This is a genomic window from Actinoplanes sp. NPDC049118 (assembly GCF_040648555.1).
In the GTDB taxonomy this organism is placed as follows: domain Bacteria; phylum Actinomycetota; class Actinomycetes; order Mycobacteriales; family Micromonosporaceae; genus Actinoplanes.
In genome coordinates this window covers 156,353-182,386 of the sequence record NZ_JBEZDY010000011.1, presented here as the reverse complement: position 1 = coordinate 182,386, position 26,034 = coordinate 156,353, and the positions used below count along the sequence as shown (strand labels likewise).

At 71.9% G+C, this 26,034-nt stretch carries 27 protein-coding genes; 10 read left to right on the top strand and 17 right to left on the bottom strand.

Annotation, left to right across the window (positions count from 1 at the left end):
* Positions 1-37: 37 nt before the first annotated feature.
* The 11 genes from AB0B58_RS19370 to AB0B58_RS19320 all read right to left on the bottom strand — a co-directional run bounded on the left by AB0B58_RS19370 (position 38) and on the right by AB0B58_RS19320 (position 13,302).
* The gene (locus AB0B58_RS19370; protein WP_360225105.1) at positions 38-1,126 is read right to left on the bottom strand and encodes a M15 family metallopeptidase; all 1,089 of its coding nucleotides are present in this window, start codon (positions 1,124-1,126) and stop codon (positions 38-40) included.
* Positions 1,127-1,409: 283 nt separating this feature from the next.
* Positions 1,410-1,880 (bottom strand): hypothetical protein, encoded by a 471-nt coding sequence (locus tag AB0B58_RS19365; RefSeq protein WP_360225103.1) that lies wholly within the window; start codon positions 1,878-1,880, stop codon positions 1,410-1,412.
* A 50-nt stretch (positions 1,881-1,930) separates the two neighbouring features.
* Positions 1,931-2,533, bottom strand: coding sequence for a maleylpyruvate isomerase family mycothiol-dependent enzyme (locus AB0B58_RS19360; RefSeq protein ID WP_360225322.1), 603 nt, complete (start codon positions 2,531-2,533; stop codon positions 1,931-1,933).
* Positions 2,534-2,588: 55 nt separating this feature from the next.
* Complete coding sequence (locus AB0B58_RS19355) at positions 2,589-3,089, bottom strand: DUF5956 family protein (protein ID WP_360225101.1); 501 nt, start codon at positions 3,087-3,089, stop codon at positions 2,589-2,591.
* Between the two features lie 411 nt (positions 3,090-3,500).
* Entirely contained in the window at positions 3,501-4,262 is a 762-nt protein-coding gene (locus AB0B58_RS19350) for a hypothetical protein (RefSeq protein WP_360225099.1), read from the bottom strand.
* A 166-nt stretch (positions 4,263-4,428) separates the two neighbouring features.
* On the bottom strand, positions 4,429-6,144 hold the full coding sequence (locus tag AB0B58_RS19345; RefSeq protein WP_360225097.1) for an aldehyde dehydrogenase family protein: 1,716 nt from the start codon (positions 6,142-6,144) through the stop codon (positions 4,429-4,431).
* A gap of 34 nt (positions 6,145-6,178) precedes the next feature.
* Positions 6,179-7,663 carry a long-chain fatty acid--CoA ligase gene (locus tag AB0B58_RS19340; RefSeq protein ID WP_360225095.1) on the bottom strand — a complete coding sequence of 495 codons (1,485 nt, stop codon included), beginning with the start codon at positions 7,661-7,663 and terminating at the stop codon, positions 6,179-6,181.
* Positions 7,664-7,707: 44 nt separating this feature from the next.
* Positions 7,708-9,003, bottom strand: a complete 1,296-nt coding sequence (locus AB0B58_RS19335) for an MFS transporter (RefSeq protein WP_360225093.1) — start codon at positions 9,001-9,003, stop codon at positions 7,708-7,710.
* 137 nt (positions 9,004-9,140) lie between these two features.
* A complete protein-coding gene (locus tag AB0B58_RS19330) occupies positions 9,141-9,734 on the bottom strand; it encodes a TetR/AcrR family transcriptional regulator (RefSeq protein ID WP_360225091.1) in 594 nt (197 codons plus the stop codon).
* A gap of 36 nt (positions 9,735-9,770) precedes the next feature.
* Positions 9,771-11,573, bottom strand: a complete 1,803-nt coding sequence (locus AB0B58_RS19325; RefSeq protein ID WP_360225089.1) for an alkyl sulfatase dimerization domain-containing protein — start codon at positions 11,571-11,573, stop codon at positions 9,771-9,773.
* Between the two features lie 31 nt (positions 11,574-11,604).
* On the bottom strand, positions 11,605-13,302 hold the full coding sequence (locus AB0B58_RS19320; RefSeq protein WP_360225087.1) for a GMC family oxidoreductase: 1,698 nt from the start codon (positions 13,300-13,302) through the stop codon (positions 11,605-11,607).
* Positions 13,303-13,452: 150 nt separating this feature from the next.
* Between AB0B58_RS19320 and AB0B58_RS19315 the strand changes: the two genes are divergently transcribed.
* Positions 13,453-14,031, top strand: coding sequence for a PaaI family thioesterase (locus tag AB0B58_RS19315; RefSeq protein WP_360225085.1), 579 nt, complete (start codon positions 13,453-13,455; stop codon positions 14,029-14,031).
* 16 nt (positions 14,032-14,047) lie between these two features.
* Here AB0B58_RS19315 and AB0B58_RS19310 read toward each other — a convergent pair whose 3' ends face one another.
* From AB0B58_RS19310 to AB0B58_RS19290, 5 genes are all read right to left on the bottom strand, one after another.
* Positions 14,048-15,574 carry a beta-propeller fold lactonase family protein gene (locus AB0B58_RS19310; RefSeq protein ID WP_360225083.1) on the bottom strand — a complete coding sequence of 509 codons (1,527 nt, stop codon included), beginning with the start codon at positions 15,572-15,574 and terminating at the stop codon, positions 14,048-14,050.
* A gap of 63 nt (positions 15,575-15,637) precedes the next feature.
* Complete coding sequence (locus AB0B58_RS19305) at positions 15,638-16,270, bottom strand: S26 family signal peptidase (protein WP_360225081.1); 633 nt, start codon at positions 16,268-16,270, stop codon at positions 15,638-15,640.
* Position 16,271: 1 nt separating this feature from the next.
* Positions 16,272-16,844: a hypothetical protein gene (locus tag AB0B58_RS19300; protein WP_360225079.1), complete on the bottom strand. Its 573-nt coding sequence runs from the start codon at positions 16,842-16,844 to the stop codon at positions 16,272-16,274.
* Positions 16,845-16,970: 126 nt separating this feature from the next.
* A complete protein-coding gene (locus AB0B58_RS19295) occupies positions 16,971-17,153 on the bottom strand; it encodes a hypothetical protein (RefSeq protein ID WP_360225077.1) in 183 nt (60 codons plus the stop codon).
* Positions 17,154-17,255: 102 nt separating this feature from the next.
* A complete protein-coding gene (locus tag AB0B58_RS19290) occupies positions 17,256-17,951 on the bottom strand; it encodes a GAP family protein (RefSeq protein WP_360225075.1) in 696 nt (231 codons plus the stop codon).
* A 117-nt stretch (positions 17,952-18,068) separates the two neighbouring features.
* Between AB0B58_RS19290 and AB0B58_RS19285 the strand changes: the two genes are divergently transcribed.
* The 8 genes from AB0B58_RS19285 (at position 18,069) to AB0B58_RS19250 (ending at position 24,062) form a co-directional block, all read left to right on the top strand.
* The gene (locus tag AB0B58_RS19285) at positions 18,069-19,262 is read left to right on the top strand and encodes a histidine kinase (RefSeq protein ID WP_360225073.1); all 1,194 of its coding nucleotides are present in this window, start codon (positions 18,069-18,071) and stop codon (positions 19,260-19,262) included.
* Positions 19,259-19,918, top strand: a complete 660-nt coding sequence (locus tag AB0B58_RS19280) for a response regulator transcription factor (RefSeq protein WP_360225071.1) — start codon at positions 19,259-19,261, stop codon at positions 19,916-19,918. Before AB0B58_RS19285 ends, AB0B58_RS19280 begins: the two co-directional genes overlap by 4 nt.
* A gap of 89 nt (positions 19,919-20,007) precedes the next feature.
* Positions 20,008-20,595: a hypothetical protein gene (locus AB0B58_RS19275; protein WP_360225069.1), complete on the top strand. Its 588-nt coding sequence runs from the start codon at positions 20,008-20,010 to the stop codon at positions 20,593-20,595.
* Positions 20,596-20,649: 54 nt separating this feature from the next.
* Positions 20,650-20,907 (top strand): hypothetical protein, encoded by a 258-nt coding sequence (locus AB0B58_RS19270; RefSeq protein WP_360225067.1) that lies wholly within the window; start codon positions 20,650-20,652, stop codon positions 20,905-20,907.
* Positions 20,908-21,031: 124 nt separating this feature from the next.
* Complete coding sequence (locus AB0B58_RS19265; protein ID WP_360225065.1) at positions 21,032-21,712, top strand: YbaB/EbfC family nucleoid-associated protein; 681 nt, start codon at positions 21,032-21,034, stop codon at positions 21,710-21,712.
* A 37-nt stretch (positions 21,713-21,749) separates the two neighbouring features.
* Positions 21,750-22,082, top strand: a complete 333-nt coding sequence (locus AB0B58_RS19260; protein ID WP_360225063.1) for a hypothetical protein — start codon at positions 21,750-21,752, stop codon at positions 22,080-22,082.
* A gap of 46 nt (positions 22,083-22,128) precedes the next feature.
* On the top strand, positions 22,129-22,917 hold the full coding sequence (locus AB0B58_RS19255; protein ID WP_360225061.1) for a hypothetical protein: 789 nt from the start codon (positions 22,129-22,131) through the stop codon (positions 22,915-22,917).
* Positions 22,918-22,946: 29 nt separating this feature from the next.
* Entirely contained in the window at positions 22,947-24,062 is a 1,116-nt protein-coding gene (locus AB0B58_RS19250; RefSeq protein WP_360225059.1) for a S8 family serine peptidase, read from the top strand.
* 14 nt (positions 24,063-24,076) lie between these two features.
* Here AB0B58_RS19250 and AB0B58_RS19245 read toward each other — a convergent pair whose 3' ends face one another.
* Positions 24,077-24,889 carry an ATP-binding protein gene (locus AB0B58_RS19245; RefSeq protein ID WP_360225057.1) on the bottom strand — a complete coding sequence of 271 codons (813 nt, stop codon included), beginning with the start codon at positions 24,887-24,889 and terminating at the stop codon, positions 24,077-24,079.
* Between the two features lie 257 nt (positions 24,890-25,146).
* On the opposite strand from AB0B58_RS19245, the gene AB0B58_RS19240 reads away from it, so the two are divergent.
* Positions 25,147-26,034, top strand: a complete 888-nt coding sequence (locus tag AB0B58_RS19240) for a sulfotransferase domain-containing protein (protein ID WP_360225055.1) — start codon at positions 25,147-25,149, stop codon at positions 26,032-26,034.

Below are 26,034 nucleotides of genomic sequence, written 5' to 3'. Positions count from 1 at the left end.
GAACCGCCGTCGGTCTGGAGACGGTCGGCCGCGCCGGTCATCCGCCGGTGATCGACCAGTGCCACGGCTCGGACGGCAGGTTCACGAACCCGTACTTGCGGGCGTTCGCCGACAGCCACTTGAACCCGGCGCTCTTCGCGGTGAGCGACCGCCCGCCGGACGTGACATCGACGGCCAGGCCGAGTTCGTGCAGCGACCGGCCCGGAATCGCCGTCGGCACCCGGCACGACGAGGCCGGCGCGGTCCAGACGTCGGGGCAGCCGTTGATCTTCCGCAGCTCGATCTGCCGCTGCTTGGTCCGGAACCCGCCACCCGACAGCGCGATCCCGTCGGCCTTCGCGTCGCTGAGCATCCGGCGGAACGCGAACGCGACGCTCTTGTGCACGGTGACGCCGTTGACGGAGGTGGTGTCGGCGACGACGAACTTGCCACGGACGTCGTTGACGACGTCCCGGCTGGTCGCGGCGGCCTTGGCGGCCAACTCGGTGGACTTGTCGAGCTCGATGAGCTTCCGCTGGTTCGTCTGGACCGCAGCCTTGGAGGTCTGCCACGCGGCGATCGCCTTGTCCACGTCGACGGTGGCGGTCCGGGCGGTGGCCTGCGCCGCCTTCAGCGCCGCGGCCGCGGTGCGCGCCTCGCCCCTGCGGGCGGCCGCCGTCTTCGCCGCGGCCGTGACCGACTTCTTCGCCGCGGCCACCGCGGCGCCGCTGCGCGGCCGCCGCTGCGACGCCACGGTCAGCTTGTTCCTCGCGCTTGTCAGGTTCTCCCTGGCGACCGCATACCGGGTACGGGTGCGCGTGTCGGCGGCGACGGCCTTCGTCACGTCGGTCTGCGCGGCGCCGTGCGCCGCCTTGCGGGCGGTGACCAGGTCGGCCCGGTTCGCGAGGGTGGCACGCTGGGAGGCGAGCTTCTTGCGGAGCGCGACGTACTCCGGGCCCGGCGTGAGGCTGTGGTACATCAGCGACGACCACCGCGTCGCCGCGGCCGGCACCTGTGCCGAAGCCGGGCTGGGCAGGCCGGCGACCGTCAGGCTCACAGCGAGAGCCGCGATGACCGCCACGGTGGTGTGCCGCCGGGATCGGGCGCGGATCTGCTGATCGGGTCGTGATTCCGGTCGTGTCGTCATCGGGCGTGCGCTCCTCGGCCTGAACGGTCAGGACGGGGCAGCTGGCAGTCACCGGAAGGTCAATGCCGACGCCGGTCCGCCCGGGAGCATGCCGTCACCGGGAGGAACGTTGAGCCCCGAGGTTGTCCAGTCGAGTCTCTTGACCGAAGGGTGCAGCCCCGGCACAGCGCCGGAGCGGACAGGTTGCCAAACCGGCGAACGCGAGTGCGAGCGGGCCTGGGAGCCGGACGGCGGCTGGTGAGCGCATCGGGACCGTCGCCACGCACCGCGGCGCGATCGTGCGTCATGGCGATTCCGGCGACCAGCCCTGTTCGGCAAGCCGCTGACCGACGGCGGTGGCGATGGCCCGGGACCTGGCCGCTCCCTCGGCGTCGGACATGCGCTCGTCGACGTCTGCCCAGCAGTTCAGAGCGAACACGACCAACTTCCATTGAAGGCCGGTAAGGGTCATCGTCGCCGTCTGTCCAGGGGCCGGCCAGGTTCGGAAGCCCTCGCCGTCATGCGGCCACCCCGGAATCTGGTCCCAACCCGCCTGGCGAATGCTGTTACCCAGCCGGGCCACCCTCGGCGGTTTCCTGGCCGATCTCTTCGCCGCGACATCCCAACCCGGCACGCTGTCCGGCACAGCACCGTCGATGGCCGACTGGACGTGGTTGTCCATCGTCCCGTCGATGAGCAGCCAGTCGCTGATCAGTATCCGGACCGGGTACTCCGCCTGCTCCGAGGTAGCCGTCATGCTCCGATCATGGATCACGGGTACGACATTCTGAGGCGCGCGCTCGGCCGGCCGAATCGTCGTCCTTCTCAGGCGGCTGCCAGCGTGGCGACTCCCGGCCCGTCGAGTTCGTCCAGCGCCACCCGCCGCCCGGACACGGCGAGGAGCAGTGCGAGCGCGGTTCCGCTCGCCTGCGGACCGTCTCCGATCGAGAGGCCGGCGTCCGATGCCCTCAGCTGGAGGCGGGCCGCCAGCTCCTTGGCTCCGCCGAACGACGCCGGGGTACGTACCTGCAGGCGAAGCGCTCTGACCACGGCCTCCTGCGGATACGTGCGGGTGAGGCCCAACGGCCGACGGATGTCCTCACCGTGCACGACCTCCTCGACGAGCCGGCTGTCGAGGGGCGCGGGAGGGGTGGACCTGCGCGACGCCACCTGACGAAGTCGCTCCAACGTCTCCTGCGGTGAGGCGCCGCGTTCGCGCTGCACGCCGCGTGCGTTCTGAAGGTCGAAGTCGAACCGCGCCCGGACGAGGCCCGCCACGAAACCGAGGCGGGTGGTCCGGGCCGAGTCGACCAGGTGGGCGACGACGTCGTGAACGGTCCACCCCTCGCACAGCGACCGCTGCTCCCACCGCTCGTCGGCGAGCCGCGTCAGGTCATCGATCAGCGCCGCACGCTCCGCGTGCACCATCGACCAGACGTCGTCCTTCACGGTTTCTCCCTCGGTCGACCACACGCGGAACCCATCACGAACGGTATAGCTGTTCGATTGCCCTGCGGACGAACGGGATGGCCTCGCGTGGGTGATGAGCCGCGGGCAGGCCCGAGTCGTTGATCGCCTGATGCGCTGCGGCGCTGACGTCGGCGGGACGCCGGCCTTCGGGCAGGAGCTGGAACCACCGGTAGCCGCCGGGCCGGCGATCGGGAATCCCCACGTCCCTCAGGTACCCGTTCCAGTCCTCGTCGATCTCCGCCGACTCTGCCTCGGTGAGCCTTCGGCGGTGCCGGCGTGTCCCGTCATCCGGGTATTCGGTGACGTCCCAGTAGTGCTCGCGGGTGTCCGGGTAGCGCACGATCGTCGCGGGGCCGGCCAGCCACGCCAGAGCCAGATGCCAGCCGGAGTAGCCACATTCCCAGTAGCTCGCCGTTGCCGTCCGGAACGGCTCCTCCTCGGGCAGGTCGTCGGGAGGCGGGTCCTGCAGGGCCGGCGCAGTCTCCCAGGCATTCGGCAGGTCAGGTGTCGACATCCTCAGCCTCTCAGCGGGCGCGCCCCGGAGCGTAGCGCGAGCCACGGTGTCCCTCATGGATGGTGGAGTTACTTGCCGGCATCGAGCAGGATCCTGCCGTCCGCGCGGGCGCAGGTGCCCCACGTGTTCGAGGGGCTCACCTTCAGCACGTACGCACGCTTCCTTCGGTCTTCGTTCTGACGAAGACAACTGTCGGGCCTGCGTCTCAACCCGCGCTCAAGCGCGATTCTCGGCTTCGTGTCAGTCCTGCCAGGCTCGTTGCGGAGACCGATGCCGGCCGTCGCATACGGCTTCGCGTCGGGTGAGTCGTCCTCCAGCTACGGCCGCACCCCGCGGCGACGTGCGCGGCGAGTCCAGGTACGACGAAGCAACGGCCCGGCTGTCGCCGGGCCGTTGCTCACGCGGGGAGGGTCAGGCAGGTACGCGGTTGAGCAGGATCCTGCCGTCCTGGCGGCTGCAGCTGCCCCAGCCGTTGGACGCGGTCACCCTCAGCACGTAGGCACGCTTGGCCTCCAGGCCGGTGTAGACCTTCGCGAGCTTCGCGTTGGTCCATCCGGTCTGTGTCGTCGTGACGGTGTTGATCACCTTGTTGTCGATGATCCGGACCAGCTGCAGCGTGGTGCTGACGGCGATCGTCGGCTTCTTCAGGTCGTCCGGGCGGGCGCCGCCGCCGGGGGCGACGAGGTAGCCCTTCCACTGCGGAGTGGCCATCTCGAAGGTCGCCCGGGTACGGTCCGCGCCGCGGTAGGCGCGGGCCTTGGTGACGATCGTCGGGGCCAGGGACTTCTCGGTGACGCTGGCCGCGGCGCCCTGGCCGATGGTGTCCTCCGCCCGAACGCTGATCTTGTAGGTCGAGCACTTGTTCGGCGTCGAGACGCTCACCTGGTGCAGGCCGTTGGTGAGGGCCTGGGTGGCCGGCACCAGGTAGGAGGCGACCGTGGTGGCGCCCTCGGTGACCTTGACCCGGTAGCGGTCGGCGTAGACGGCCGGCTTCCAGTACACATCGGTCAGAGTGGCGTCCGTGGCCGAGCGGAGCTGCCGCACACCCAGCGGGGCGCTGGGCACCTGAGCGCTGGGTGCCTGGGCGCCGGCGGCCGAGGCCGCCTGCGGAGCGACCAGCACGGTGCCGGCCAGGGCCACACCCAGGGTGGCGATCAGACGCGATAGCTTCATGATGTTTCGATTCCCTTTCACATGCCCGTTTACGACGTGGGCAACAATGCCGGGGGCAGGTCAAGCGGACCTCAATCGGCGCTCTGCTTTCCCCATGATCAAGGGCCCGACCACCGACGCCGAGAACGCCGCGTAGGCCTCTGATCACTACATGTAGGACCGGGGCTCAGCCGCGTAGCGCGGAGGCGAAGATGCCGGGCAGGGCCGACCAGCGGGGCCGCGCCGCGAACGCGGTAAGACGACGCCCAGTAACCGCAGCAGTACGGTTAGTGATGAACCACGGCGGCTTCGGGGTGATGCTGAGCTGCCCGGTCATGACCGAGCGGGGCAGCGGACGGAACGGCCCGTACACGACAGTGCGTTCCGGCCGGTGCAGCAGGAGCGAGTTGTGCACGACGCCGCGGCCGCTGCCGATGTCGTCGAGCGGGTGTCCGGGGAAGGCGCCCCAGGTGGCGCGGGCGGTCAGGTAACCGACGCCGGTCCACGCGTTGACGCCGACCGTGCCGTACCGCAGGCGGGCGATGGCTTCGCGCAGCCGCCCGCCGAGCCGCCGCCGGGTGCGGGGGTCGATCACGATGTTGGCGCCGAGCGTGCCGTGCAGGCGCTCGTTCGCGGCGTCGACCGCGGCGTCGAGGAACTCCAGTTCGGTGCCGGGCAGTTCGGCGACGCCGAGGACCGGGCCGAAGTACTCGGTCGCGAAGGCGGTCTCCGCGCCGTCGGCCAGGTCGAGGTCCCACAGCAGGGTGCGCTCGGGGGTACCGCCGACGGCCTCGAAGCGCGGATGCGCCGCCCGCGCGCCGTCGACCCGCAGCTCGCAGCCGGGATACCAGGCGGGGCGGCCGGGCGCGGCCGCGACCGCGGCGCGCAGCGCGGCGAGGAACTCGCGCTTCTGCGGCCAGGCCGCGCTGACGATGACGATCTGCGCCGCGATGCAGTTGAAGCCGCTGTTGTGCAGGCGCTGGGTGGCGATGTGCTCGGCCTGGAACCGGATGTCCGCCTTCGACCAGCGGCCGGGCAGCACGATGGTCGGAGAGACCCCGCCCAGCTCGCTCGTGATCGGCTTCTTCAGGCGCGGCGTGCCCGCGGCCTTCGCGCCGGCACCGGCACCGCCCGCGCCCCAGACGATCGCGTCGTGGGTCGCCTCGCTGCCGGTGATGTGCACCGCGTCGACGTCCAGATGGGTCACCAGGTGGTCGCCGACGGACGCGTCACCGGTGACGATCCGCAGGTAGCCGCGGTCGATGAACGGGGCGAAGACCGCCTCGAACACCGGCAGCAGCGGGTCGGTGACCGGGTTGAGCTTGAGCAGGACCACCCGGTTGTACGCGTACAGCTGGTAGAGCACGTCGAGCGGGGCGATGGAGGTGACGTTGCCCGCACCCATGACCACGGCGACGCCGGCGGTGATCTCGGGCGTGCGCAGCGCCAGGCCGGCGCGTTCCCGGGTCTCCCCCTCGGTGACGCCGGGCTCCATCCAGACCTCGGCCTTGAAGCCGCTGAGCAGCAGCCGGTCGTAGACGTGATGGGGCAGCACGTCCACGGCGACGCGGTCGCCGGGTGCGGCGCCGAACCGGAACCCGTCCAGCAGGTCGCGGCCCTGTTCCAGGCGGGTCAACGTCTCGGCCAGCGCCGGCGTGTACCCGAGGACCGCCCACGGTCCGCTGGTCCATTCCTCGCCGAGCAGCGGCGAGCCGGCGGGCAGTTGCTTGATCTCCCCGGCTACGCGCACCCACTCCTCGGCGTGTGCGGCGACGTTCGCGTGTACCTCCATCAACAGGGCGCGGCGCGAGGCGAGCGTCTCGCGGGCCCAGCCGCGCTCGCCGTCGGACAGCTCGGCGATCATCTGGTCGAGTCGGGCGGTGGCGGTGGGGCTGATGTTCATCGGGAGCACTTCCTTGTCCAGCAGGGGTGGGCGATCAGGCGATCAGGCCGGCGGGTATGTCGATCTCACGCTTGAGGATCTTGCCGGTCGGGGACTTCGGCAGCTCGTCGACGATCCACACGTGCCGCGGGTACTTGTACGCCGCCGCCTGCGCCTTCACGTGTTCGCGCAGCTCATCGGGGGTGACCGTGGCGCCGGCCTTGAGCGCGACCGCGGCGCACACCTCCTCGCCCAGCGCGGCGTGCGCGGCGCCGACGACGGCCGCCTCGCGCACCGCCGGGTGCTCGTACAGCAGCTCCTCCACCTCGCGCGGGTAGACGTTGTACCCGCCGCGGATGATCATGTCCTTCTTGCGGTCGACGATGAAGAAGTAGCCGTCCTCGTCCATGCGCGCGAGGTCGCCGGAGCGGAACCAGCCGTCCTCGTCGATCGCCTCCGCGGTCGCGTCCGGGCGGCCCCAGTAGCCCTTCATGATGTTGTGGCCGCGGATCACGATCTCCCCGACGCCGTCCTCGACCTCGCGCAGCGCCATCTCCACCCCGGCGACGGGTGTGCCGATCGACCCGGGCTTGCGTTCCCGGTCGGCGTGGTTGAACGAGGCGATGGGCGAGGTCTCGGACAGGCCGTAGCCCTCGAGGATGACGCAGCCGTACGCCTCCTCGAACGCGCGCATGACCTCGACCGGCAGTGCCGCACCGCCGGACGCGCACAGCCGCAGGCTGTCGACGTCGAAACTCGCCCGCTCCGGGTGGCTGAGCAGCGCGACGAACATCGTCGGCACGCCCTCGAAGACCGTGACGCGGTGCCGGTGGATCGTCTCCAGCACCGCCTGCGGGTCGAAGCGCGGCACGAGCGCCAGGCAGGCCCCGGCGGCGACCGCGGCGTTGAGGCCGCAGGTCTGGCCGAACGTGTGGAACAGCGGCAGCGCGCCGAGCACCGTGTCGACGGGAGTCAGGCCCAGCAGGCCGACCGCGACCTCGGCGTTGCGGGTCAGGTTGGCGTGGCTGAGCTCGGCGCCCTTGGGCGTGCCGGTCGTGCCGGAGGTGTAGAGGATGACGGCGGTGTCGCCGGCGGCGCGCTCGACGACGCCGTCCTGCGGCGTGGTGGCACCCAGCAGGGCCTCGAAGTCGCCCGGCGTCACCACCAGGCACCCGGTGCCGGCGGCGGCCGCGCCCGCCGCGGCGTCCTCGGCGAAGCCGTGCCAGGCCAGCACCAGCCTGGCCTGCGAGTCGGCCAGGTAGAACGCCACCTCGCGGGGCTTGAGCAGCACGTTCATCGGCACCGCGACGGCGCCGGCGCGCAGGATGCCGTAGTAGGCGGCGGCGAACTGCGGCACGTTCGGCAGCATGATGCCGACCCGGTCACCGGGCACCACGCCGCGGTCGCGTAGCAGCCCCGCCACCCGGGCGGCGGCCCCGTCGAGCTGCGCGAACGACACCACCGCGTCGCCGAGCCGGATGGCGGGGGCAGTGCCGAAGCGGGCCGCCGCGACGGCCAGATTGTGGGCGAGGTTGTTCATGACCAGGTCTCCTGTCTGACTTGTTCGATCGAGTGGTGCGGGCGTCATTGCGCCAGGCGGCGCCGGTCCCGGTCCGGGTCGACGAGCGTGACCGCGGCCAGGCCGCCGAGCAGGAGCAGCGCACCGGAGAGCACGATGGCGGTGTCGTATCCGGCCGGACCCTGCGTGTCGACCAGGTGGCCGATGAGGGTGGGCCCGACCAGGCCCGCGACCGTGACGACGGCATTCATGAGGCCGAGCGCGCCACCGCGGCGTTCGGCCGGCGCGAGCTCCGCCACGGTGGTGACCGCGATGCTCGCCATCACCCCGCAGATCCCGAAGCCGAGGATCAGGAACAGCACGGTGAGGGGTCCGCGCTCCCCTCCGGCCAGGGCCAGGCAGCCGGCCGCCGCCACGATGAGGGTGATACCGCCGACCCGGGCACGGGCCCAGCGGCTGCTGACACCGCGACGCAGCAGCCAACCGGTCAGCCCGGCCTGGCTCAACAGCGCGACGGCGTTGACCGCCCAGACGACGGCCACCAGGTTCGCCGCCGTAGTGGCGGAGAAGCCCAGCCCGTCGTGCAGGTAGGAGGGCATCCAGACCAGGGCCAGGGCGATCATCCAGTAGGTGCTTGCGTAGGCGGCGGTGACGCCGAGCCAGCTGCGGGTGGCGAGGATGCGCCGGTAGCTGATCCCGCCGGGCCCCTGCGCGGCGGTCCCGGTCGTGGCGGCGTCGTCGGAGGCGACCGCGTGGTGGCCCTCCCTGCCGACGAGCGCCCACACCGCCGCCCACAGCACGCCGGCGACGGCCACGACGGCGAACGCGGACCGCCAGCCGTGCTCGCGCACCACCCAGGTCAGTGCGGGCGCGGCGATCACGATGCCCAGCGTGGTACCGACGGTGATCAGTGCGCTGGGCAGGTTGCGCCGGTGGTCCGGGAACCAGGAGAGGGCGGTCTGCTGTGCGATCGGGAAGGCGGGCCCCTCCGCGGCCCCGAGCAGGATCCGCGAGGCGAACAGCATGGCGACACCCGCGCCGAGCGCCATCGGCGCCTGGGACACCGACCAGAGCAGCACCATGCCCAGGAGCACCCACCGCGGCGGCACCCGGTCGGCCAGGACGCCGCCGACGGCGCCGAAGACGGAGAACAGCAGGAAGAAGGCGCTGTTCGCGACGCCGAACTGGGTCGCGGACATGCCGAGGTCGCGCATGATCGGGTCGGCGGCCAGGCCGAGGATGGCCTTGTCGGCGAAGTTGACCATCATGAAGGCCACCAGCATCGCGGTGACGATCCAGGCACGACGCCGGTTGTCTTGGGTCTTGTCGGGGGTGATGGGTGCGACTTCGGTGTCCGTCATGGTGGCTCCGAGGCGGCTCAGGGGGCTGTCAGGAGTGATCTCCGACACGCACATTCGTTACGGGGAGTATCGTTATTGATGATCGCCGAGGCAAGGGTCTGCGGGAGAAAATCCGAAGGTCCTGACCAGGCGCCGGATCAGGCCGGCGAGCCCACCGCACGGGCGATCAGGTCGGCCAGATCTGCGGCGAGCCGCTCGTCGGGCAACTGCTGCTCGAACACCAGGCGGAAGACGAGCGGCGCCGCCACCAGCGTGGCCGCGGCCTGCACATCGACGCCCTCGCGCACGTCGCCGCGGGCGATCCCGCGCTCCAGGATCTTCCGCGTCTCGCTCATGATCCGTGCGACGTACCTCTGGTACGGGCCGCGCACCTCGCCGCCCTCCTGCGCCGCCGAGACCAGCGCGGCCAGCAGCTGCACCGTCCCCGGCATCCGGTAGGCCTCGAGGCGCGCGTCCAGCACCGTGCGCAGCTCGGCCCGGAAGTCGCCGAGGTCGGGCACGGTCAGCGTGCCGATGCGGGTCTCGGCGGCCGCGATGAGCAGGTCGTGCTTGCCCGGCCAGCGCCGGTAGATGGCGGGCTTGCTCACCCCGGCACGGGCCGCGACCGCGTCCATCGTGACCGCGGTCATCCCCTGCTCGGCCACCAGGTCCAGCACCGCCGACAGGACCGCGCCCGTGACGCGCTCCTCCCGGGGCCGCCCCGGCCCCCGCTCCACCCGCACACCGGCCATACCCGGAAGCGTACGGGCGGGGAGATCCCGCACCCGTCAGGGCGTCACGATCGCGAAGTTCGGATCGGGCGCGTCGAGGTAACCGGCCAGCCGCCCGAGGACGCCGATGTCGCCGTCGGGTACGGCGCCGCCGAGGCCCTTGCCGGCCAGCACGCCCAGCAGGTCCCGCTTGGTCAGGGTGAGGCTCAGGTCGGGCCGCCCGGCCGGCGGGCCCTGCTGCTGGAGCAGTACCCCGTTGCGCAACGTCGTCCGGTAGGCCTGTCCCAGGTCCGTGAACGCCCAGTCGATGACGATCGTGTCGTGCCAGGCCCTCGGCGCGTCGACCCGGATCGCCAGCGTGTCGAAGATCTGCTCGACCGACAGCACCGCGGCCATGCCGCCGCCGAGGTCGACCGGTGTGGCCCTCGGACCGTGCCGCAGCTCCTGCGCGCCCGTGAGATAGAAGTTGCGCCAGACGCCGTTCTCCGAGCCGTACGCAAGACTCTCGTAGACCTGCGCCAGCAGCTCCTTCGCCTTGCCGTGATCCGGGTCGGCGAAGACGGCGTGCTGGAGCAGTTGCGCGGCGAACCGCGGGTCCCCGCCGTCGATGAAGTCGCGCGCCTTGGCCAGGACGGCGTCGACGCCGCCGAAGCAGTCGACGTACCGCCTGGCCGTCTCGACCGGCGGGTGCTGCCAGAGGTTGGCCGGGTTGCCGTCGAACCAGCCGAGATACCGCTGGTAGACGGCCTTGACGTTGTGCGAGACCGAACCGTAGTAGCCGCGCGCGTGCCACGCCTTCTCCAGCGCCGGAGGCAACGGGATCGTCTCGGCGATCTCGGTACCGGTGTATCCCTGGTTGAGCAGCCGCAGGGTCTGGTCGTGCAGATAGGCGTACAGGTCACGCTGCTCGGACAGGAACCGCATCATGTGGTCGTGGCCCCAGGTGGGCCAGTGGTGCGAGGCGAACAGGACGTCCGCCCGGCCGTCGAACATGGTGATCGCCTCGGTCAGGTACCGCGACCAGATCCGGGCGTCGCGCACCAGCGCACCGCGCAGGGTCAGCACGTTGTGCATGTTGTGCGTGGCGTTCTCGGCCATGCACAGGGCGCGGCGGTCGGGGAACAGGAAGTTCATCTCCGCCGGCGCCTCGGTGCCCGGGGTCAGCTGGAACACGATGCGCACGCCGTCGACGAGCTCCTCCTGCCCGGTGTGGGTGATGTCGACGGTGGGCACGAACAACGACACGGTGCCCGTGGAGGAGGCCAGCCCCAGCCCGAACCCGATCTGCCCGGCCGGCCCGGTCGGCAGCGTCACGCCGTACATGTAGCCCGCCCGGCGGGTCATCGCCGTGCCGGCGTACACGTTCTCCGCCACGGCGTGCTCCATGAAACCCACCGGCGCCAGGATCGGGACGCTGCCGTCGGTGACGCCGGCGGCGCCGCCGAAGTGGTCGGCGTGGCAGTGGCTGTAGATCACCGCGGTCACCGGGCGGTCGCCGCGGTGCGCCCGGTACAGGCCGAGCGCCGCCGCGGCGGTCTCCACGCTGAGCAGCGGGTCGATGACGATCACGCCGGTGTCGCCCTCGACGATCGTCATGTTCGAGATGTCCAGGCCGCGTACCTGGTAGATGCCCTCGGTGACCTCGTAGAGCCCCTGACGCGCGCAGAGCCGCCCCTGCCGCCACAGGCTCGGGTCCGCCGTGTCCGGACAGTCGCCCTCGAACAGGGCCGTCCAGCCGTCGGCGTCCCACACGACCCGCCCGTCCGCGGCCGTGACGACGCCGGGCGTCAGCGCGGCGACGAAGCCGCGGTCGGCGTCGTCGAAGTCGGTCCGATCGCCGAAATCGGGTGCACTGCTCATCGGGAACCTCCGCATACGTAGGTCTGGGAAATCATGAGGTGGTACGCAGGGCGGCCGGCGCGCCGGACGGGACCGCGGGCCGCACCGGCGCGACCGGCGCCAGGCGCTCGTACGCCGAGCCCAGCGCCGGCCTCGGGTCGTGCTCGCCGCGGTTGGGCCAGAACGACATGGCGCGTTCGGCCTGCGCCGTGATGGTCAGCGACGGGTTCACGCCCAGGTTCGCCGACACGGTCGAGCCGTCGGCGACGTGTATGCCCGGGTGCCCGTACAGCCGGTGGTACGGGTCGACGACACCGGTCTCCGGCGAGTCGCCGATGGGGCAGCCGCCGATGAAGTGCGCCGTCAGGGGGATGTTGGCGATCTCTCCGATGGTCCCGCCGGCGACACCGTCGATCTTGGCGGCGATCCGGCGCGCGGCGTCGTTGGCGGCGGGGATCCAGGTGGGGTTCGGCTCGCCGTGGCCGGGGCCGGAGGTGAGCTTGTAGCCGCCGAGCAGGCTCCTGCGCCCGCGGACGGTGATGGAGTTGTCCAGCGCCTGCATCACCAGCAGGATGATCGTCCGCTCGGACCAGTTCCGCGGCGAGAACCAGGTCCACTGCCGAGGCTGGGTGAGCAGCGTCCTGAGCCAGGTGAGCCAGCGGGGCCGGCCCTGGTCGCCGTCGGTGAGCGCGGTCTGCAGCAGCGCCATCGCGTTGCTGCCCTTGCCGTAGCGCACCGGCTCGATGTGCGTGTGCGCGTCGATGTGGATCGAGGACGTGATCGCGACGCCCTGGGTGAAGGCGGGGTTCTTGGCCCGCGCCTTGACCCCCAGGATGGACTCGGAGTTGGTGCGGGTCAGCTGGCCCAGCCGGGCGGACACGTTCGGCAGCGAGCCGGTGTCGCGCAGGCGGTGCAGCAGCTTCTGCGTGTTGTAGGTGCCGGCCGAGAACACCACCTGCCCGGCGGTGAGGGTGCGCCGGTTCCGCTTACGCCGGGCGGATCCGTCCGTCGCCCGCGTGTGTACGGCGTACCCGCCGCCGGGCAGCGGCTCGACGTCGACGACGGTCGTCATCGGGTGGATGTCGCATCCGTTGCGCTCGGCCAGGTACAGGTAGTTCTTGTCCAGGGTGTTCTTGGCGTTGTACCGGCAGCCGGTCATGCAGGAGCCGCACTCGAGGCAGGTGTTGCGCCGGGGCCCGGCGCCGCCGAAGAAGGGGTCGTCGACCTCGGCACCGGGCGGCCGGCCGTCGCCGCCGAAGAGGACCCCGACCGGCGTCGCGGTGAAGGTGTCACCGACGCCCATGTCGGCGGCCACCGACCGCAGGACCTCGTCGGCCTCGGTGACGGTGGGGTTCACGGTGACCCCGAGCATGCGCCGGGCCTGGTCGTAATGCGCCTCGAGCTCGTCGCGCCAGTCGGTGATGTGTGCCCACTGCGGGTCGGTGAAGAACGGCGCGAGCGGCTTGTAGAGCGTGTTGGCGTAGTTCAGGGAACCGCCGCCGACGCCCGCGCCGCCGAGAATCACGACGTCGCGCAGCAGGTGGATGCGCTGGATGCCGTACAGGCCGAGGGCCGGGGCCCAGACGAACTTGCGCGCGTCCCAGGACGTCCTGGGCAGTTCCCCGCTGGCGTAGCGCCGGCCGGCCTCGAGCACGCCGACCCGGTAGTTCTTCTCCGTCAGGCGCAGGGCGGACACGGATCCGCCGAAGCCCGAGCCGATGACGAGCACGTCGTAGTCGTGGGTGGTCATGAGGCGTGCCTCCGCGGGGGTCCGGCCAATACGTTACGGCGAGTATCGTTATTCCGGCCAGGTAGAGCAAGACCTCGAGGAGAGAAAAAGTGAGCCGTCCCATGTGACCCGTGAGTAACTTGTGGCCGCGCGGTCGGCTACCTTTGCCGGATGTCCATCACCGATGACGCGTCGTTCCGGCTCGCCACGCCGGCGGTGCCGCACCCCGACGCTCCGCCCGCCGGGACGCTGCTGCCCTCGCACTTTCGCCGGTGCTACGGCTGCGGGCCCGAGCATCAGAGCGGCCTGCGGATGAGGCTGACCGTCGGCGAGAACGCCTCGGTGCACGCCGAGCTTCAGGTTACCGACGAGCACCAGGGCGCGCCGGGCATCGCACACGGCGGGCTGCTGTCGTGCGCCCTCGACGAGACCCTGGGAACGGTCGCCTGGCTGCTGGGCAGGCCCGCGGTCACGGCGCAGCTGACGACCGACTTCCGCGCCCCGGTGCCGGTCGGCTCGCAGCTGCACATCCACGCACGGTGCACCGGGGTGGCGGGCCGCAAGCTCTACCTGGCCGCCGAGGGCCGCATCGGCGGGCAGACCGGAACGGTCGCGGTGCGGGCCACGGCGCTGTTCCTCGCCGTCGGCCTGGACCACTTCGCCGCGCACGGCGACCCGGCGCTGAACCGGCAGGCCATGGCCGATCCGGAGTTCGAGACCTTCCGCCGCGCCTTCGAGACCGACTCCTGAGGTCGAGCCGTCCCGCTCAGTGCGCGAGGTTCAGGGGTACCACGAACCCGGTGGAGTTGGCGTTGCCGCCGACGGCGTAGACGTCGCGCCCGTCCGGGCTCGTCGTGACGTAGTTGGCCAGGGACAGCCCGAGACCGGCGGCGCAGCTGCCCGTCCCGCTCAGCCGGAGGCATCCGGCGGTCCCGGCCAGCTGGGCGAGGGCTCCGGTGGTGGTGTTGAGCCGGAACGCCAGGACCGCGTTGTACGTGGACATGGAGACGAACGCGAACAGCCCGTCCGCGCTGAAGGTCATCGCGGTCGGCCCGTCGAGCCCGGTGACGGCGGTGCAGCCGGTGATCGCGGTGGCGCCCGACCGGTAGACGCAGGCGTCCGGGGCGGCGAGCTGGGTGAGCACCCCGGTGCCGGTGTTGCGGGTGAACGCGGCGACGGCGTCACCGGACACCGCCATCGTGTACACGGTGCGGCCGTCGGGGGCGATCGCCACGTTCTTCACACCCGAGAGGCCCCTGACGGCGGTGCAGCCGGTGATGGCGCTCGCGCCGCTGTCGTACACGCAGGCGTTCGGGGTCCCGGCCTGGGTGAGCACGCCGGTGGTGGGGTTGCGCTGGAACACCGCGACGGCCCTGCTGGTCGAGGACGCGACGTAGACGCTGCTGCCGTCGGGTGACAGGCGCAGGTAACCGGGCTGGTTCAGCCCCCGGCCGGTCACACAGCCGCCGACCGCGCTGTTGGTGATGCAGCCGGCCGTGCCGGCGAGCTGGGTCAGCGCGCCCGTGGCGTCGTCGCGGGCGAAGACCGTCACCGAGTCGGACCGGCTGGACGCCACGTAGACGAACTCCCCGTCCGGGCTCACGGCCACGCCGCTGGCGCCGTCGAGGACGCGGGCCGAGGTGCAACCGGTGACGGCCGTCGCGGCGCTGTGGTACACGCACGTGTTCGGGCCGGCCAGCGCGGTCAGGACGCCGGTGCTCGCATTGCGGCTGAGGGCCGCGACCGTCGAGCCGGTGGAGGCGGCGGCGTACACGTGCCTGCCGTCCGGGCTGATGGCGACGTCCTGGACGCCGCTGAGCGCGCCGGGAATGGCGGTGCAGCCGGAGAGGGCGCCGTTGCTGACGCACCTGTCCGGGCCGGCCAGCTGGGTGAGGGCCCCGGTCGTGGCGTTGCGGGAGAACTCGGCCACGCCACTTCTGGCGCTGTCCGGGCTGTAGGTGGTGGCGACGTAGACGTGCCTGCCGTCCGGGCTGACCACGGCGCTGCGGCCGGCGGCGATGCCGGTGGCCGACGTGCAGCCGCCCGAGCCGTCGTGGCTGAAGCACGGCGCCGTCTGGATCAGCCCGAAGGTGGTGCGCGCCGTGAACGACGACGCGGAGTTCGAGGTCGTGGCCGAGAAGGCGGCCAGGCTCGTGGGCAGCAACCCGAGCCCGACCAGGCCCAGCACGGTCAGCAGGGCCAGCCCGGCACGCAGGCCGCGGGCGGCGCCGCCGGGCCGGGTCCGCCGCGCCGAGCGCGGGCCCCGGCGTGCCCGCGGTGTACCGCCAGCCATCACGATCCTCCCTCCGTGTCTACGTCGGCAGGAGCGCGCCGGACATGAACGTTCTCGATCACCTCACGCGGCGCGGCGGCGCATCGCCGCGAGGGGCCTCAGCGGCAGGACCGGCAGCCGCAGCGCCAGCGCGAGCACGCCGAGCACCGCGGCGCTCTGCGCCACGAACAGCGCCGGATGCCCCTCGCGCAGCAGCAGGGTGGCGAGGCCGATCCGGGGCACGAGCAGCCGCGCGATCCCGCGTACCTGCTCGGGCGCGGTACGGAAGGCGTCGTCGCTGCCGTTGGCGTCGCCGCGCGTCATCAGCCGGCCCTGCTCGTCGAACCCGACGACGCGGTGGGTGACCGTCTGGCCGGGGTGCGTCTGGTCCGGCACGGTGACCACCTGGCCGACCGCGGGCCGCCAGTCCGCCGCCGGCGGAGAGGTGACCACGACGTCGCCGCGGTGCACCTGCGGGCTCATCGATCCGCTGACGATCACCGCCGAGCTCCAGCCCCAGGCCAGCGGCAGGATCGTCCAGGCGACGATCGCCGCGCCGGCCGCCAGCAGGCCGACCGCCACCAGCCGCAGCAGCGGCATCGACCAGCGCAGGGAGAGCCCGGGCCGCGACGCGGGCGCCTGCTGGTCCACCGTGCCGGTGTCCGGCTCCCCCACGCCGGTGGGGGCCGGCGGGGTCGGCAGCAGCGCGGTGGTCACGTCAGCTCGCCGCCTGCCAGTTGAACGTGGCGCTCGCGGTCGCGCCCTGCGCGGCGTCCGGCGTGAGCGCGTTCACGGTGTAGGTGAAGCGGTAGGTCCTGGCCTGGCCCGCGCCGGTCGGCGCGAAGGTGCCCACGCCCGAGGTGAAGTCGGTCTTGGTGGTGCCGAACGTGGACAGGGTGCCGCTGAAGTCCGTGCCCGCCGGCGTGAAGCCGGTGCAGCTGCCGAAGTCGCCGCCGGTGCCCTCCTCCACCACGAGGTCCACGTACGGCGCGAGGGCGCCGGACACGGCGCTGCTGTACAGCCTGACGTTGCCCGACAGGCTGCCGTTGTAGGTCAGCTTGATGCACTTCGCGCCGGTCGAGCCGGGCCGCAGGTTGGTCGCCGCGAACATCGCCGAACCGGTGTCGTCGTCGCCGAGCGCAACCGTACCCGCGGTCCAGGTGTCCGCCGCGTTGCTGGTCGACGCGGTGAATGCGGCACTCGACGCCTGCCACATCACGCCGGAGCTGACCGCGATACCGCCGGCCACCGTGACGGCCGCCGCGACCATGCTCATTGCGCCACCCTGCATCAGAACGTCCTTCCTTCGACCGGAGCTCTGAGTGCCAACCGGTGCTGTCGAGGAGAAATGTCGGCAGCGCAGGTCAACTCAGCCTCAACCGGGCTTCAAGGAAGCGGCAAGGAACGGCGGGGCTCTTCAGCTCAGGTCGTGGGCGCTGTCGTAGCCGTAGTCACCGCCGGTGTCCGCGACATGGATGCCCTCGGGCATCCGCACCGGCGGCGGTGCCGGGGGCTGCTGGGCGCGGCCGTCGGCGTCGTGTGCCTCGTCGTACTCGTAGTCGTCACCATCGGGCTGCGGGACAGCCGTGCCGTCCGCCATGGCGAACCTCCGCGGGACTCGGTCTGCGCGGACGGAGTCCGCGTCACCCTCATGCTGCCCATCCGACGTCTCCGGCGCCAGGGATTCCGGCGGTTGCTCACGCTAGAAGCTCATCAGGCCGAGCCGGAAGGCGGCGTCGCGGGCGAGCAGGAAGCCGACGATGCCCACGATCCACGCCACCGCGTTGCTGTTGACCATCCAGTCGCCGATCCTCCTCAGCAGCGGCGTGACCCGGTCCCCCGCGGCCAGCCGTGCCGCCAGGAGCAGCAGCGCGGGAACGATCATCAGCAGGCAGTATCCGGCCATGACCGGCGCGATCTGCACCGCGGTCAGCCCGGAGGTGGTCAGCAGCCCGATCGCGGCGAGGTACGGCAGCATGGTCGTCACCTCGGCGGCCGCGGCCGCCAGCGCCAGCCCGGCGAGGCCCGCCACACCGCCGTCGGCGAGGGCCCGTTCGCGCCAGCGGATCAGGCGGCCGCCGCCGGAGGCCGGCCGCTTCCCGCGGTCCAGCCGCAAGCTCCAGAAGAACAACGCGACGCCGAGGACGAGCTGGGCCCACATCGCCGGGCGGGTGTCGAGGACCTCGCCGATCCGCGGCAGGAAGGCGCCGGCACCCAGCGCGATCGCGATGCCGACCGCGAAGTAGAAGGCGGCGACCGTACCCAGGAAGACCGAGACGCGGCCGGTACGCGCCGGTCCGGCATCGAGCAGCAGCCAGACCGGGATCAGCAGGGTCCCGAAGCTGGTGGAGTCGATCAGAGCGAGCGCCGCCAGCGAACCCAAGAGCGCGAAGTCCATGCCGGCACCCTGCCGTGCGCTCGGCGCCGGCCGCGTCGGCCGAAGGATGGCCGGGTACGCGTGCCGTACATCCTTCGACGGACGCCGGGCCGGTAGGCGCGTGGTGAGATGGGGCGCGTGGGGGTGAAAGCGCGCTGGCGGAGCAGCACCCGGTTCCAGGACGTCGTCACCGCGGCGGGCACCTTCGCCGCGGGCCTGGCGTTCAACCTGGTCGGCCTGACCGACGTCTGGACCACCTCCGGGACCGACCGGCTCGCCGGCGCCCCCGCCTGGTGGCACACGGTCCTGCTGGCCCTCGGTTGCCTCGCCATGCTCGGCAAGCGCCGCCGTCCCATGATCGCGCTCGGCGTCGGCGCCGCCGCGGGCGCCGCCGACCTGGCGCTCGGCGGCAGCATCGCGCTCGTGCTGGTCCTCTTCGACCTGCTCTTCTCGGCCGGGCAGTTCGCCACCGCGCGGGCCCGGGCCGCGCTGACGACGGTGGTGTTCGTGGTCATCGGCACGGCGAGCGTCGTCGGTGGCCTCGCCTCCGGGGAACTGCGCATCGCCGTGTTCATCGGCCTGCAGCTGACCACCCTGCTGTTCGTGCCGCTGTGGTGGGCGGCCAACATCCGCCAGCAGCGGCAACTGGGCGCCCTCGACGCCGAACGGACCGCCCGCGAGGCCGTCCTCGCCGAACGCGCGTCGATGGCCCGGGACCTGCACGACGTCATCGCCGCGCACCTGTCGACGACCGCGATCCACTCGGGCGCGGCCCTGGCCCGGCCGCCGGACACCGGGCGGGACCGGGCCACCATCCAGGCCGTACGCACCAGCAGCCTCGCCGCGCTCGAGGAGATGCGCACCATGATCATGTTGCTGCGGGCCGACGACCCCGGATCGACGGACCCCACGCTTCCGGCCGGCCTCGACCGCCTGCCGGACCTGGTCGCGGAGGCCGCCGCCGGCGGGTTGCGAATCGAGACGCACACCGCTGAGGTCCCCGGGATTCCGGCGGTGGTGTCACACACGGTGTACCGCATCGTGCGGGAGGCGCTCACCAACGCGGGCAAGCACGCGCCGGGCTCGGCCGTCCGCCTCGAGGTCCGGCGGGCCGGCGACCGGGTGACCGCGACCGTCACCAACACCCTGACCCGCGCCGACGGCGTCGACCACCGCGCGCTCAGCTCGGGAACGGGCCTGGTGTCGCTCCGCGAGCGGGCCACCCTGCTGGGCGGCGAGCTCACCGCCGGCCGCGACGGCGACCACTTCCGGGTACGCGCGACGCTGCCGCTGCACCCGGCGGAGGCCACGGCGAAGGCGGCGGAGTCGTGACCGAGGCGCAGATCCGTGTCGTGGTCGCCGACGATCACGCCGCCATCCGGGCCGGGATGCGGCTGATGCTGGAGCAGGCGCCCGACATCACCGTGGTCGGCGAGGCCGCGGACGGCGCCGTCGCGGTACGCCAGGCGACCGCGCTGCGCCCGGACGTCGTGCTGATGGACATCCGGATGCCCGGCACCGACGGCATCAGCGCCACCCGCGCGATCACCTCGGCCCGGCTCGCCGACGTCCTGATCCTGACCACCTTCGACTTCGACGACTACCTGTTCGGCGCCCTGCGCGCCGGCGCCGCCGGCTTCCTGCTGAAGTCCGTCGAGCCGGCGGCCCTGATCGACGCCGTACGCCGGGTCGCGGCCGGCGACGGCTTCCTGGCGCCCGAGGTGACCCGCAGGCTCCTCACCGCGTTCGTCTCCACCGGGCCCACACCGGCGCCGCCGCCGGCCCCGGCGTCGTTCGACAGCCTCACCGAACGGGAGCGGGACGTCCTCGCCGCGCTGGGCCGCGGCCTGTCCAACGCCGGCCTCGCCGCGGCCCTCGCCATCAGCGAGGCCACCGCGAAGACTCACGTCTCCCGGGTCCTCGCCAAGCTCGGCTGCACCTCCCGGGTCCAGGCCGCGATCCTCGCCAGGGAGGCGGGCCTCGCCTGAGGCCCTGAGCTGCTATTGTCTCGCGCCGGGCCGGCTCGATGATCTTCGGCTCGTCCGTTCGTCGGCAAATCTCCCGCTGTGAGGCATACGTGAGCATCGACATCCCGGCCGGTATGGTCACCTCCGGCGCCGGCGTACCCGGGGTCTGCACCCGGCACGGCGAGCCGGCCGTCCTGCGCAAGCGGGTCCGGTTCATCTCCAAGCAGCCGGGCTGGACCTACGCGCTGCTGCTCGCCGGTGCCCTGCCGTACCTCATCGCGGTCCTGGTGCTGCGCAAGGAGGTGCGCGCGGAGGCCTGGCCGTTCTGCGCCCGGTGCCGGGAGATGCACAAGAAGCGAGCGCTGATCGGGGCCGGGCTGATCCTCCCGCTGGTCCTGCTGATCGTGGTCGCGTTCGCGGGCCCGGACCTGGCCGGCCCCGCCGTGATCTGGATCGTGCTCGCGGCCATCGTCGCAAGCGTCGTCGGCCTCGGGGTGCTGGCCCGCGGCAGCTACCGGCTGCTGCCGCAGGGCTTCGTCGACCGCGACGGCAACGCGGTCGGATTCGCGAAGGCGCACCCCGTCTTCGTCACGGAGGCCCGGACCGCACACGAGCAGGCCGCGCAGCAGTACGCCGCGCAGCAGTACGCCGCGTGGCACGCGAGCCAGCAGCAGGCACAGGCACAGCAGCAGGTCTGACGGCGGGCCGAGGGCCGGGTGCGCGGCGTTGACGGTTGATGCGATATTGGATCGATGCTGCCGCGCCCGCCTCGCATCTTCGAGGCCGAAGACGTTCTCTATGGCCGGGTGTCGCTCGAGGGGTATCCCTTCCGCCTGATCTACCTGGTCATCGCCCTGTCCTCGTACTACGCCGACACCAAGATCCATCCGAGTGACCTCGGCCGGGTGGACGTCCTGCTGTCCGCCGCGGAGCTGCTGGAGAACAGCGGCTGGGAGACGGTGGCCGTCGACTCCGGCGGAAAGCTGATCTGCCTGAGACGCCGGGCCTGAGACGCGACGCCGCCCGCACACCTTCGTGGCGGGCGGGGCAGCGTCGACCGGCCGTTTGCTAGTAGCGTGCCTGCCGACGCAGCGAAGGGCTGCTCCTCGAGCGCGGAAGGCGGGCCGACCGGTCATGGCGTATCCCCACGGTGGACCCCCGCGGCCGGCGCCGCCGGGCGACGACGTCTTCTCGCGGCTGCGGCGCGTCAGCGTGGAGCTGCGGGCGTTGAGCCAGGCCACGAACGCCGCGGTCCGGCCGGGAGCGCGTTTCGAGGGCCGGGACGGCTCGGGAACCGTGACGGTCACCGTCGACGGTCGCCAGCTCGTCGAGCAGGTCCACTTCGACCCGCGGTGGGACCAGCGGTTGCACCGCGAGAGCCTCGGCGAGGCGCTCATGCAGGCGTACGGCGAAGCGGTCGGTGAGCTACTCACCGCCGGCGCGCAGGCGTTCGAGGAGGCGGCGCGGGACGTCGACGACGCCCGGCTGGAGCAGGAGGCCGAGGACGACCTGCGGTCGCACCGCCGCCGCCATCTCGCACCGGACGAACTGCTGGGCGAGGTGCAGGACCAGTTGCGGCAGATCGAGATGCTCGAGCGTTACGGCGACAACCCGGACGTCGCGCTCCCGCAGCGCCGAGACACGTCGGTGACCGGCCCGTCGGGGTTCCTCGAGATCACCGTGCAAGGTGGTCAGATCCACGGCATCCGGGTGCTGCTGAGCCGCCTGCCGGCCATGGCGACCAACGGCACCCTCGCGCAGGAGGCCCTGGGCGCCTTCCGTGCTGCCGCGCGAGCCGCCCAGGCCGCCAGTTGATCCGGAGCGCGGCCCACCCTGGAGAACGGAGGTCCTGATGGCGGGGAATCCCGATGAGACACGCGTGGTCAAGCAGGCCCTGCTTGACGAGGCGGCCAAGTGGTCGGCCCTGTCGACCGACATGACGGCGGTCCAGCACCAGGTCGGCGACCTCGCGCTACAGGTCACGGCCTTCTTCACCAACAACCCGATCACCGCGCAGGCGGCGAAGAACGCCTACGACGGCGTCTGGCACCTCGTGGAGAAGCTGGCGGGCGAGGCCGCGGCCGAGTTCAAGCAGATCGACGAGGCGCTGCACCGCGCACACGACGAGTACGAGGCCACCGACGGAAAGGCGGCCTACGACCTGAGCCGCATCTACGGCAGCTAGCACCGCGAGACCCTGGCATTCCCTGACGCGAACGGAGTGATTCCCGATGGCCCCGCCGCCCGGCGACGGTAAGAACATCAACGATGCCGGAACCGCCCTCAAGGCCTCGTCGGAGAAGGTAGCGGACCAGCACCGCAAGACCGGCGACGCCCTCGACAAGCTGATCGACACGGTCAACGGGACGCTCTCCGATCTCGGCAAGGTGAGCTGGCTGGGCGGCCTCGGCGGCATCGCGGTCGCCCACTTCTACGGCGACAAGGTGCACGACGCCATGGAGCGGCTGAAGAAGGCCGTCGTGGAGGTCCTCGCCCTGGTGAAGAAGATCCTCGACGAAGGCATCCCGGTCTTCTCGCTGATCACCCGCGCGTTCGACTGGCTCGACCGGGTACACGCCCCGGTCACGGCGATGTCGGACACCGCGGCGACGTACACCATCAACGTCAACAACTGGGACGGCCCGGCGAAGCGCGCGTACGACCAGCGGGTGCCGATCCAGGTCAAGGCGATCGACGGGCTCGCCGCCGCCGGCGGCGACATGGCGAGCTGGCTCGCCGAGCTCGCCGCCGCCAACGCCGCCTACATCGTCTCGTTGTTCAAGCCCCTGTTCGACATCGCCGGCGCCCTGGGTGCGGCGATCGTCGACGCGGCGACCGTCATCGGTGCGCTCGAGGCGATCGGCAAGAGCGGTGAGCTGGTCCAGATCGCGGTGAACGCGATGTACGAGGGCCTCGAGAACGGCGTCAACCACGTCACCGAGGTGATCAACAAGATGGTCGACGCCAAGAAGGTCACCGGCGAGCTGGGCGACTCATGGCCGCAGATGGTCACGGTGTGATGCGGCGGCCGCCGCGGGGCTCGGGGCGTGTGGTCGCCGCGATCGCGCTGGTCGTCGCGACCGTGGCTCTGCCGGCGACGCCGGCCCTGGCGAGCCCGCGAAGCGATCAGTGGTACCTCGACCGGATCCACGTGGCCGACGCCCAGCGGGTCAGCCGGGGTGACGGCGTCACCATCGGACTGCTCACCAACGGGCTGCCGGCCGGCCATCCCGATCTCGGTGACAGCGTGCTGCCGGCGATGCGGGTCGACGGCGGCCTCTGGGACGACGTCGAACAGGCGCCCGCCGACTACCCGCTGGCGGACGACACGGCGACCGCGCAGATCGGGCTCATGACGGCCCGGGGCGAGCCCGGGCAGCTGGGGGCCGCGCCCGGCGCGAAGGTCAGGCCGATCATCTGCCCCGGGCCGGCCGGCGACACCGACCGGTGCATGCGCTGGCTGGTCGACTCGGGCGTGGACGTCATCAACTTCTCCCAGGCCCAGTTCGATCGGCTCGGCCGGGATTTCGACGGCATCCGGTACGCCCTGGCCAACGACGTCATCGTCGTCATGGCCCTGCACGACGGCGCCCGGCTACCGCCGCAGCAACGCGCCGGGGTCCTGCTCGTCGGCGGCGTCGACCGCGACGGTGAGCTACCCGCGGGCGTACAGCCCGACAGCCGGGTGACCCTCCGCGCTCCCGGCCCCGACCCCGTCACCGCCGGCCAGGGCGACCAGATCATCGGCCTGGACCCGGGCGCGAAGGACGGCAGCGGCTACGGCCCGCTCCTGTCACCCGACGGCGATCAGGTGGCCGCCGCGCTCGTCACCGGCGTCGTGGCCCTGCAACGGTCCCGGTACCCGGATCTGACCGCCCCGAACGTGATCAACAGGATCCTGCTGACGGCCACCGACCGCGGTGCCCCCGGCCGCGACGACACCTACGGGTACGGCATCGTCGACGCGAACGCCGCGGTCACCGCCGCGCTGCCCGACGTGCCCGCCAACCCCCTCGGCGACCCGGGACCACCGTCGTCGTCCCGGTTCGACGCCGAGCGTGCCGCCGTCATCGTCGCCGTGGCGGTTCTCATCATCGTCGCCGCGGCCGGGGCGTTCTTCTTCCTCGCCCGGCGTAGGCGCGGCGCCGTGTCCAGAGCGGCCTGACGGCCCGCGGGTGTCTACGCCGGCTCCGGGCGCGGCACCGCCCAGACCACCTTGCCGGTGGCCGTGGGCATGGCGCCCCAGGCGATCGCGGCGGCGTGCACGGCGTGCAGCCCCCGGCCCCGCACGCCGGACGTCGACCGGTCCGGTGGTGGCGGGTCGAGAAGCCTCGGCAGCCGCGGGTCGCCGTCGCTGACGGCCAGGTGGAGGCCGGTGCCGCGCCGGCAGACGGTGACCACGACGTCGGTGCCGGCGTACTCGACGGCGTTGGCGACCAGCTCGGCGACGACCAGGCGGCCGGGGCCCAGCAACCGGGGCAGCCTCCACGCCTCACAGGCCTCCGCGATTAGGGACCGGGCCCGGTACACCGCGTCCGGCCGCGGCGCCAGCGGCAGCTGGAAGCACTTGACCATCGGCGACCGGCCCGCCACCGCGATGTGGGCCTCGGGCATGGTCGCGAACACCGACAGGTGCCGCTTGGCGCCGATCCGGTTGAGCCGGGCGGCCAGCGCCGTCGCCGTCGGCAGGCACACCGCCACCGACACCGGCGGGCGCATCGCCGCCCCCGCCGTGCCCATCGTCCACCAGGCCGGAGCGCTGGCGGCCATCGGGTCGCCGAGGTCGTGGAGATCGACGATGACCGTCGGGGGGTGCTGCGCGAAACACTTGGTCACCGCCGCCCAGGCGTCCATGCGCAGCGACGGATTCCAGCGGCCATGAACGGCCACCTCGATCACCGCACCGGCCACGTCCGCGGTGACCGCGACACGGCCGTCACCGCGGGCCGGCGCGTGGTTGATCAGGTAGGGCGGCTTCAGTTCCACGGGCATGGCTACTCCAGAGAGGCAGGCACCGGAAGAACAGGCGCGCTACCCACTTCTTGAGCAGCAGGGGACCACGGCTATCGAAGTCTTCAGCGTAGCCCCGGCTGCCATGTAGGGCTATCACCCATATGTGGTATTCGCCCGCGCCGGATCGTCGAATGTGGTGTAGAGTGCCGCAACCCACAGTCCAACACCCCTGAACAGACGTCTCGGCTGTCCTGCGGTGCTCCCCCGGCCGCGCAGGTAGGGAGAGGTTCCAGGCGATGATGAATCGCGCCGTCAGGTTCGCCAAGCACCACACACCGAACTCCGTGCGCGTGGTGGCGCGACGGGCGATGTGTGAAGCCCACAACGCCAGACTCCGGCTCACGGTCCCGGTGCAATCCCGGTGTGAGTACCAGAACATCTACCACTGCACCATGCGCAAGACGGCCAGCCAATGGATCAAGGCCCTGTTCAACGACCCCGCCGTGTACCGCTACTCCGGACTGCTGCCCTACGACCCGCGCCCCTACAGGTGGCATCCGCCGCTGGCCTTCCCGCCCGGCCGCGCGGTCGTGTCCCTGTTCGTCTCGCACCAGGGCTTCATGAGCATTCCCAAGCCCGACCGCTACCAGGCGTTCTTCGTGCTCCGGGATCCGCGCGACATGGTCGTCTCCAGCTACTTCTCCTATCGGAGTTCACACACGCCGATGGGTGACGTTCCGCAGGTGCGGCGGGCCATCCAGGACAGCTCGCCGAAGGACGGCCTGCTGCATGTCATCGGTCATCTCTCCAGGAAGGGCACCTTCCGATCCCTGCGGGCATGGGCGACCGCTCCGAGCGCGGAGGCCGTCCGCTTCTTCCGGTACGAGGACCTGACCGGGGAACACCAGGCGGACGAACTCGATCGGCTGCTGCGGCACTGCGGGATCCTCCTACCGCCCGCCGACCTGGCGGCGCTCCAGTCCCGGTACAGCTTCGCGAGAATGCGCGGCGGCCGAGGGAGCGCGACGACGGTCTCCCACTACCGCAAAGGGGAGCCCGGCGACTGGCGCAATCACTTCGACGACGACGTCTACGCGGCCTTCACCGCGGCCGCGGGTGACCTCGTCGAGCTTCTCGGGTACCCGGCACGCGATCAGCCTCCCGGCCGTGAACCGGAGTCCTGA